The sequence below is a fragment of the Aeromonas sp. 604176 genome, assembly GCF_049170755.1.
GTDB classification, from domain to species: Bacteria; Pseudomonadota; Gammaproteobacteria; order Enterobacterales; family Aeromonadaceae; genus Aeromonas; species Aeromonas veronii_A.
The window spans coordinates 1-8,714 of the sequence record NZ_JAAKNE010000146.1 but is presented as its reverse complement, the minus strand read 5'-3'; the positions used below and the strand labels follow the sequence as shown (position 1 = coordinate 8,714).

Here is an 8,714-nt window from a genome sequence, read left to right as displayed (position 1 = left end):
CCATCCTTGTAGGCACGCCACATGGAGCCGGTGATGTACTGGCGGGCAATCGCCTCGATCATCACCGGACGGGCTTTTTGCACGATCCAGACGAAAGGGTGCGGAATATCCAGAATGTGGCTGTCGGCCAGTCCCTTCTCCTTGAACAGCTTGAACCAGTGGCTGGAGATGGCGTTGAGCGCCGCCCCTTTGCCCGGTACGCCGTTCAGGCCATCCTCACCTTGCCAAATGCAATCGAAGGCCGAGATGCGATCGCTGATCACCATGAGGGCGAGGGGCGCATCGGCCGGCACATCATAGCCTTTCTCTTTTATGAGCCGGGCACTGTCTTCGGGGGTCAACCAGTAGACGCTGCGCACTTTGCCGGAATGGACAGGTTTATCGGTACGGATCGGCAAATCGTCATTCACCGCCAATACTTGATCTGCAAGACTCATGGCTAATAACACTTCCTGTTTGTGGGGGGGTAAACATCGCGAGTCCCTCACCTGCGCGCTCTGTTTGCAACGGGCTGGCAAGGGGGCTCGCATCATCGAAAACCGCTCGGAATCCCCGCGTTTTCAGGGGGATTTTGATAACAAAACAGGGGCACAAGGCCCCTGAATTTATTCTGCTTTTGCTGCTGCCTGATCGGCCAGCCCCTTGGCGAACGCCTCGGACAGGCTGATATACATCTGGGAAATAACCCCGGACGATACCGGCTTCTTGTCCTTGTCGAACAGGGTGATGGAGGTCTTGCCTCCCGCCATTTCGCCAAGCTGGAAGCGGTATTTCTCCTCCTCCAGTTTGAACGGCTCGCTCCCTTTCGCCTTCCAGAACTCGGCACCCGGCTCTTCGTACTCGACGTCGATCCAGCCCAGTGACTGCTGGGTATCCTTGATGGTGAAACCGTAAGCAGGCAGTACCTGGTTGAGGCGACGCCACACCTGATCAAAGGAGCCTTCGGCAATCCAGGCGCTCAGTTCGTTGTTGTCCAGACCCAGTTGCAGACCCATGCCATCGTTGGACTTGTGCTGCTCGCGGGCTTTCAGCTGGCTGTCGTAATAGAGAGAGAACTGGTTCAGCACTCGCGCGGCATAGCGCTGGGCATCGGCAGGGGTCAGCTTGTTGCTGGTCTCGCCGTCGATGGTCTCTTCGTGATCCAGTACCCGGACCGACATATTGACAGCGTGGCGCTGGGCATCGTTGCGCACGGTGAACTGGTAACGCTGACGGATTTTGAAGTCTTCGTCATCTTCACCCCAGCCATCGAGAGCGACCGTGTTGTCAAACCAGCCGGTCTGCAATACGCCATCCTGCTGATCCAGCTTCTCGGTGGTGACCTTGTATTTGGCCAGGAAGTTCATCAGGAACGACCAGGTATCGCGCTCCACGCTCTGGCTGGTGCTGAGGGCATAGAAAGCAACGGTCGGTTCGGTTGCGCTCTGCACCACCTGACTGCCCGGTACCACGGTCAGCAGCTGAGCGGGTGGGCGCACATCGACCTGGGCGCCGAGGGCACCTTCACGGCTGCTCTCAGGAAGCGGCGGAATATCGTACTGGCTGTTGAAGGTGGGGGCACTCAATCCTGCGGGGATCAAGAACGCGCGGCCCTCGAGGCGGGCATCTTCATAACCGAAGTCGCGGTTGGCCATTTTGCGATCCTGGGGGGTGCTGCAACCGGCCAAGACGGCCACAGTCGCAACGCTCAGCACCAGACGGGCTCTATTTCCCTTTCCATTAGATTTAAACACTCGCCATCAACTCCGCTGTGGTCAGTGCTCGCGCCATCAGCTGTTCGCCCTCGGGAGTGAGGTCAACCAGCGGCAGGCGCAAGGTGGCTGTTGCAATCAACCCCAGTTGGGCACAGGCCCATTTCACCGGGGTGGGGCTCGGTTCGCAGAACAGAGTCTTGTGCAACGGCATCAAGAGATTGTTGATGTCATGCGCCTGTCCGGCATCACCGGCCAGCGCAGCACGACACATGTCGGCCATCTGGGCCGCTGCAATGTTGGTGGTGACCGAAATCACGCCATCGCCACCTTGCAGCATAAAATCACAACCAGTGGCATCGTCGCCACTGTAGAGAGCAAACTCCGGCCCGCACAGCTCGCGCAGCCGCGGGGTGCGGCTCAAATCGCCGGTTGCCTCTTTCAAACCGATAATGCCGGGAACCTTGGCCAGACGGGCCACGGTCTCCGGTTTGAGATCGCAACAGGTGCGACCGGGCACATTATAAAGAATTTGGGGCAGACCACTAGCCTCGGCGATCGCACAATAGTGGCGATAGAGACCTTCCTGAGTGGGCTTGTTGTAGTAAGGAGTCACCGAGAGGCCCGCCACCACGCCGGTTTTGGCCAGTCGCTTGGTCAATTCAATGGCATGGGCAGTATTGTTGGAGCCGCAACCGGCGATGACGGGAATGCGTCCGGCGGCATACTCAACGGTCTTTTCAACGACGGCGATATGCTCCTGCTCGCTCAGGGTCACCGATTCCCCTGTGGTCCCAACCGCAACAATGGCGCAGGTCCCGGCGCTGACATGATAGTCGACCAGTTTGGCCAGACTGGCCCAATCGACTTCACCTGAAGCCAGCATGGGGGTAACGAGCGCAACAATACTACCGCGTAACATGGACTTTTCTCCCGATTTTCAGGGGCGTAATGGTAAAGCTGACCCCTTTGAAAAACAAGGGAGAGAGGGGGCAAGCCGTGATACCATCCGGAACAAAAAGTAATGAACGAAAGTCGGCAGCGTCCCTCAGGGAGTGGTCATCAGGGCCGGAGGGTTGGCTTGCCAGCGCGGCTTTCGCAACGAAATAACGGACGAGAGAAGATTTATGACTCACTACCTGGTCGTAACGGCCATCGGCACGGACAGGCCTGGCATCGTCAATGAAGTGACCCGCCACGTCAGTGGCTGTGGTTGCAACATTGTAGACAGCCGCCTTGGCATCTTCGGCAATGAATTTACCTTTATCATGCTGCTCTCGGGCGACTGGAACAGCATGATGCAACTCGAAATCAGCCTGCCCCTGCGTAGCCAGGAGTGGGATCTCATCACCATGATGAAACGCACCGAGCGCCACCAGTCCCTGCAGTATGACGTCCGCGCCAGTGCCGACCTGTTGATCCGCGACGAGCCCGGCATCGTAAGCCAGTGCACCCAGTTCTTCAGCGAACATGGCTGGAACATTCAGGCGATGCAATCCATGACCCTGGAGCAGCAGCCGTTCAACCTGCTGAAGATCAGTTTTCAGCTCAATCTGGCCAGAGAGGGTGAAGTGGAAGGTTCGCAAACCGCCTTCGCCGAATTCTGTCGTCAACTGGGTGCCGAATCGTTCGAGTTTATCGTCAATCGCAAACACGCCTGAGGGCGTTTTACCCGAGGAGACCCCATGCAACCACTACAAGCTGGCAGCCCCGCCCCCGATTTCTCCCTGCCCGACCAGAATGGCAATCAGGTCAGCCTCGCTGGCCTGCGCGGCAAAAAGGTGCTGGTCTATTTCTACCCCAAGGCGATGACCCCCGGCTGCACCACCCAGGCCTGCAGCCTGCGCGATGTGAACGCCGAGTTGGCCGCCCTCAATGTGGTGGTGCTTGGCATTAGCCCGGATCCGGCCAAACGTCTGAAGAAATTCGAAGAGCGGGACCAGCTCAACTTCACCCTGCTGGCTGATGAAGACCACGCCGTCGCCGATGCCTTTGGCGTCTGGGGCCCGAAGAAGTTCATGGGCAAAGAGTATGACGGCATTCACCGTCAGAGCTTCCTGATCGATGAAGAGGGCAAAATTGCCCACCACTTCGACAAGTTCAAAACCAGCGATCACCATCAGGTGGTACTGGATTTCCTCAAGGAATAACCCTCCCCTGCGTCATTGAAAGGCCTGCCATGCAGGCCTTTTTCGTCTGATCAGCCGCCCCTTGCCAGCGGATTTTTCTCACCAACTCCCCCGCCCAGATCAAAAAATTCATTTTATATATGGGTTAACGTGACCCCAGAATCATCTTCCAACGAGATATCCCATGAACATGAGCAACACTGAGCGTTTGATCCTGAGCAACCAGTACGAAATTCTGGCGAAACTCAATCCGGAGAAAGCGGACGTCTACCAACGCGCCAGCACCATCATCGAGCGCGGTTACTGCCTGCAGATCCTCGAGTTGGAGAAGAGCTTCGGCCATCTGGATCTGGCGACCTGCCAGGAGGTGATCGACACCCTGGAGCTGCACCACGCACTGGCCATCTCATGGGGCAATCTGGATGCCGCCGATCAGGGCGAGATCAATGCCAGCCGGCTGGAGTTCAACGGCTACAGCCGCAGCCAGGAGCGTGAGCTGGCTGACTACGTCTGCTTCCTGCTGGAGGTGGACAAGCGCTTCCCCGAGCTCAAGTGCCCGTGCGATGAGCTCTCCAGCGACATCGCCATGCGCGACAAGTACCAGCGGATGCTGCAGGTGTGGCGTCAGTGTCCACGTCAGTACAAGCTCTCCATTCAGGAGATCCGCAAGGTGCTGGCGGCCTGATCCGCACACCAACCGTAACAAAAAAGGCGCCACTGGCGCCTTTTTGCATCTGAAACGAGTTATTCGTAGAGAAAGGATTTATCGAGCTGCTGGAAGGCGGCCTTGAGGGTATCGGCCAGCTCTTCATAGCGCGGCTGAGACACCAGCTGACGACGGCCACCCTGTTCGTTCATCTTGCCGTTGATCTCCCGATACCAGCTCGCCAGCGACGGGGGCAAACGGGTGTCGGCTCGCTGACCGAGCCAGTAGTAGCCCTGCAGCGGCAAGCTGAGCAGAAACAGCACCGAGGTGATAACGGAGGGCCAGTAGTGCAGCTCGCCAAACTGGAACTGCAGCATCACGCTCAGCACCGCCAGCGCGGGGATCACCTTGAGGGCGAACTCGGTCGCTTTGATCACCCGATTTTCAGGAAACATCGAATTGAGCTCGGGACGGCGCGGCCAAAGCGTCATATAATGGCGGCCTTGCTGTAACTTAGTTCCAAAAATGTTCATGCTCATACTACCTCCGAGCGCTTTTTGAACGTACTAACGGCAAAACCTCGACAAAATTTGATGCAAAGTAACAAAGGTTGAGGATGACTTTGTTATTTTTCAACAATCGGGTTATCCTTTGTACGCCCATTTTTGCGTCAAAAGCTTCTTGCTATTGACCTGTCAGGGACGTCTGGATTTCGGGTCTTGTATCACTATACAAGGGGCAAGCAACAGATTGCCAACCCTCATAAGGATAAGTTGAAAGTTTTTGGCCGCACCGCGTCCAACGCATCCGCCTACACAACCCAATCTGCGATAGGATTTATTCATGAGTAAGCTGGTTCTTGTTCTTAACTGTGGCAGCTCTTCCCTGAAGTTTGCCGTCATTGACGCAACCACCGGTGATGACCTGCTGTCCGGCCTGGCCGAGTGCTTCAACCTCGACGACGCCCGCATCAAGTGGAAACTGAATGGCGAGAAAGGCAGTGCCGATCTGGGCGCGGGTGCCGCTCACCAGGAAGCGCTGGACTTCATCGTCAACAAGATCCTGCCGCTCAATCCGGAACTGTCCAAGAACCTGATCGCCATCGGTCACCGTGTTGTTCACGGCGGCGAGCGCTTCACCTCTTCCGTTGTCATCTGCGAAGACGTGATTGCCGGCATCGAAGCCGCTGTTCCGTACGCACCGCTGCACAACCCGGCTCACCTGATCGGTATCCGTGAAGCTCGCCGCGTATTCCCGGCGCTGGCAGACAAGAACGTGGCCGTATTCGATACCGCGTTCCACCAGACCATGCCGGAAGAAGCCTTCCTGTACGCTCTGCCGTACAAACTCTACAAAGAGAACGGCATCCGTCGCTACGGCGCTCACGGCACCAGCCACTACTACATCAGCCTGGAAGCTGCCAAGCAGCTGAACAAGCCGGTTGAAGAGCTGAACATCATCAACTGCCACCTGGGCAACGGCGGTTCCGTCTGCGCCATCAAGAACGGCAAATCTGTTGATACCTCCATGGGTCTGACCCCGCTGGAAGGTCTGGTGATGGGTACACGCTCCGGTGATCTGGACCCGGCCATCATCTTCTTCCTGCACGACAAGCTGGGCATGAGCGTGGCCGATATCAACACCATGCTGACCAAAGAGTCCGGCCTGCAGGGTCTGACCGAAGTGACCTCCGACTGCCGTTTTGTTGAAGACAACTACGACAGCAAAGAAGAAGCCAAGCGTGCTATGGACGTTTACTGCTATCGCCTGGCCAAGTACATCGGCGCCTACGCTGCCGCCATGGACGGTCGTCTGGACGCCGTTGTTTTCACCGGTGGTATCGGTGAAAACTCCGCCCCGATCCGTGAAATCACCCTGAACAAGCTGGGTCTGCTGGGCTTTGACGTCGATCACGACGCCAACCTGAAGGCTCGTTTCGGCAAGGGTGGCGAGATCACCAAGGCTGGTTCTACCAAGGCTCTGGTAATCCCGACCAACGAAGAGTGGGTTATCGCCCACGACGCGCTGGAACTGGTCGGCGCTTAATTGACGCAGTAACTCGAGGCCGCCCACCAGGGCGGCCTTTTCCTGATCCCAAAAAATGAACAAGGGGTATAAAGTGGCACGCACTATTATGCTTATCCCGGTCGGCACTGGTGTCGGCGTAACTTCCGTGAGTCTGGGCGTTGTTCGCGCCATGGAGCGTCACGGTGTCAATGTCAGCTTCTTCAAACCGGTTGCCCAGCCGCGTCCGGGTGAAACCGGTGCCGAGCGCTCAACCGCAGTTATCCGCGCTGCTGCCAACATCAACCCGCCCGAGCCGTTCACCCTCTCCTACGCCGAGAACATGATCAGCTCAAGCAACACCGACATCCTGCTGGAAGAGATCGTTGCCCGCTTCGAAGAGCACGTGAAATCCAGTGGTGCCGAAGTGCTGGTTGTCGAAGGTATGGTGCCGACCGACAAGCAGCCCTTTGCCAACAAGCTGAACTACGACGTTGCCAAGGCGCTGGACGCTGACATGGTATTCGTGACCCACCCGGGCCATGACTCCAGCCAGAAGCTGAAAGAGCGCATCGAGCTGGCCTGCTCCAACTTCGGTGGTGTCAACAACCCCCGCATCGTTGGTTGCGTGATCAACAAGGTTGGCGCGCCGGTTGACGAGCATGGCGTAACCCGCCCTGATCTGACCGAGATGTTCGAAGCCCATCACCACGCTTCTGACGCGGCTCACAACCTGGAAGTGCTGCAAGTGTTCGGCAAGAGCCCGCTGCGCATCCTGGGTTGCATCCCCTGGAACACCCAGCTGATCGCCCCGCGCGCCAAGGATCTCGCCAAGCATCTGGCCGCCAAGATCCTGCACAAGGGTGAGCTGGACAGCCGTCGCCTGCAGACCGTGACCTTCTGCGCCCGCTCCATCCACAACATGGTCGAGCACTTCCGTCCGGGCAGCCTGCTGGTGACCTCCGGCGACCGCTCCGACGTCATCGTCTCTGCCTGCCTCTCAGCCATGAACGGCGTCAAGCTGGGCGCCCTGCTGCTGACCGGTAACTATCATCCGGAGCCGCAGGTCATGGCGCTGTGCCAACAGGCTATGGCCACCGGCCTGCCGATCATGATGACCGGTACCAACACCTGGCAGACCGCCGTCAGCCTGCAGAACTTCAACGTCGATATTCCGGAAGATGACCGCGAGCGTATCGAGCTGGTACAGGACTACGTCGCTGGCCACATCGACAAGCACTGGATCGAGTCGCTGACCGTCAGCTCTACCCGTTCCCGTCGCCTGAGCCCGCCGGCGTTCCGTTATCAGCTGACCGAGCTGGCCCGTCAGGCCAACAAGCGTGTCGTGCTGCCGGAAGGCGACGAGCCGCGCACCATCAAGGCTGCCGCCATCTGTGCCGAGCGTGGCATTGCCCGTCCGGTGCTGCTGGGTAATCCGGAAGAGATCCGTCGCGTTGCCGAACAGCAGGGTGTTGTTCTGACCGATCGCGTCGAAATCATCGATCCGGCCGTTGTGCGCGAGCGCTATGTGCCGCGTCTGGTCGAGCTGCGCAAGAACAAGGGCATGACCGAAGTGGTTGCCCGCGAGCAGCTGGAAGACAACGTGGTACTGGGTACCATGATGCTGGAGCGCAATGAAGTTGACGGCCTGGTATCCGGCGCGGTGCACACCACTGCCAACACCATCCGTCCGCCGATGCAGATCATCAAGACCGCTCCGGGCTCTTCCCTGATCTCCTCCATCTTCTTCATGCTGCTGCCTGATCAGGTGCTGGTCTACGGTGACTGCGCGATCAACCCGGATCCGACTGCCGAGCAGCTGGCCGAGATCGCCATCCAGTCCGCCGACTCCGCTGCCGCGTTCGGCATCGAGCCGCGCGTCGCCATGATCTCCTACTCTACCGGTACCTCTGGCGCCGGTGCCGATGTAGAGAAAGTGCGTGAAGCGACCGAGCTGGCCAAGGCCAAGCGCCCCGATCTCATCATCGACGGCCCGCTGCAGTACGATGCGGCCATCATGGAGAACGTGGCCAAGTCCAAGGCACCGAACTCACCGGTTGCCGGTAAAGCCACCGTGTTCGTCTTCCCTGACCTGAACACCGGTAACACCACTTACAAAGCGGTGCAGCGTTCCGCTGACCTGGTCTCCATCGGCCCGATGCTGCAAGGCATGCGCAAGCCGGTCAACGACCTCTCCCGTGGCGCCCTGGTGGACGACATCGTCTACACCATCGCCCTGACCGG

9 protein-coding genes are annotated in these 8,714 nt (G+C 58.3%); 5 read left to right on the top strand and 4 right to left on the bottom strand.

Annotated elements, in window-relative coordinates:
• From G5358_RS18945 to dapA, 3 genes are all read right to left on the bottom strand, one after another.
• The coding region (locus tag G5358_RS18945; RefSeq protein WP_421324696.1) for a phosphoribosylaminoimidazolesuccinocarboxamide synthase at positions 1 to 437 on the bottom strand (437 nt) is incomplete at its 3' end.
• 168 nt (positions 438 to 605) lie between these two features.
• A complete protein-coding gene (gene bamC / locus G5358_RS18940) occupies positions 606 to 1,733 on the bottom strand; it encodes an outer membrane protein assembly factor BamC (RefSeq protein WP_005349235.1) in 1,128 nt (375 codons plus the stop codon).
• Positions 1,726 to 2,613 (bottom strand): 4-hydroxy-tetrahydrodipicolinate synthase, encoded by an 888-nt coding sequence (gene dapA, locus G5358_RS18935; RefSeq protein WP_227341977.1) that lies wholly within the window; start codon positions 2,611 to 2,613, stop codon positions 1,726 to 1,728. The genes bamC and dapA overlap by 8 nt, the downstream gene beginning before the upstream one ends.
• Before the next feature lie 205 nt (positions 2,614 to 2,818).
• On the opposite strand from dapA, the gene G5358_RS18930 reads away from it, so the two are divergent.
• The 3 genes from G5358_RS18930 (at position 2,819) to G5358_RS18920 (ending at position 4,505) form a co-directional block, all read left to right on the top strand.
• Positions 2,819 to 3,352, top strand: a complete 534-nt coding sequence (locus G5358_RS18930) for a glycine cleavage system protein R (RefSeq protein ID WP_005349229.1) — start codon at positions 2,819 to 2,821, stop codon at positions 3,350 to 3,352.
• A 24-nt stretch (positions 3,353 to 3,376) separates the two neighbouring features.
• Complete coding sequence (bcp, locus tag G5358_RS18925) at positions 3,377 to 3,841, top strand: thioredoxin-dependent thiol peroxidase (RefSeq protein ID WP_139740077.1); 465 nt, start codon at positions 3,377 to 3,379, stop codon at positions 3,839 to 3,841.
• A 163-nt stretch (positions 3,842 to 4,004) separates the two neighbouring features.
• Positions 4,005 to 4,505 (top strand): YfbU family protein, encoded by a 501-nt coding sequence (locus tag G5358_RS18920; protein ID WP_005341125.1) that lies wholly within the window; start codon positions 4,005 to 4,007, stop codon positions 4,503 to 4,505.
• A 59-nt stretch (positions 4,506 to 4,564) separates the two neighbouring features.
• Here the strand turns inward: G5358_RS18920 and yfbV are convergent, their stop codons facing one another.
• Positions 4,565 to 5,005, bottom strand: coding sequence for a terminus macrodomain insulation protein YfbV (gene yfbV, locus G5358_RS18915; RefSeq protein WP_005339116.1), 441 nt, complete (start codon positions 5,003 to 5,005; stop codon positions 4,565 to 4,567).
• 304 nt (positions 5,006 to 5,309) lie between these two features.
• Here yfbV and G5358_RS18910 point away from each other — a divergent pair, with 304 nt between their 5' ends.
• Both G5358_RS18910 and pta read left to right on the top strand, forming a co-directional pair.
• Positions 5,310 to 6,512: an acetate kinase gene (locus G5358_RS18910; protein WP_005349210.1), complete on the top strand. Its 1,203-nt coding sequence runs from the start codon at positions 5,310 to 5,312 to the stop codon at positions 6,510 to 6,512.
• A 55-nt stretch (positions 6,513 to 6,567) separates the two neighbouring features.
• A partial coding sequence (pta, locus tag G5358_RS18905; protein ID WP_421324694.1) for a phosphate acetyltransferase occupies positions 6,568 to 8,714 on the top strand: 2,147 nt, incomplete at its 3' end.

What these genes read in the sequence shown, in the direction of transcription:
- G5358_RS18920 (WP_005341125.1), top strand. Translation starts at nt 4,005, where the DNA reads ATGAACATGAGCAACACTGAGCGTTTGATCCTGAGCAACCAGTACGAA.
- dapA (WP_227341977.1), bottom strand. Translation starts at nt 2,613, where the DNA reads ATGTTACGCGGTAGTATTGTTGCGCTCGTTACCCCCATGCTGGCTTCA.
- G5358_RS18910 (WP_005349210.1), top strand. Translation starts at nt 5,310, where the DNA reads ATGAGTAAGCTGGTTCTTGTTCTTAACTGTGGCAGCTCTTCCCTGAAG.
- G5358_RS18930 (WP_005349229.1), top strand. Translation starts at nt 2,819, where the DNA reads ATGACTCACTACCTGGTCGTAACGGCCATCGGCACGGACAGGCCTGGC.
- yfbV (WP_005339116.1), bottom strand. Translation starts at nt 5,005, where the DNA reads ATGAGCATGAACATTTTTGGAACTAAGTTACAGCAAGGCCGCCATTAT.
- bcp (WP_139740077.1), top strand. Translation starts at nt 3,377, where the DNA reads ATGCAACCACTACAAGCTGGCAGCCCCGCCCCCGATTTCTCCCTGCCC.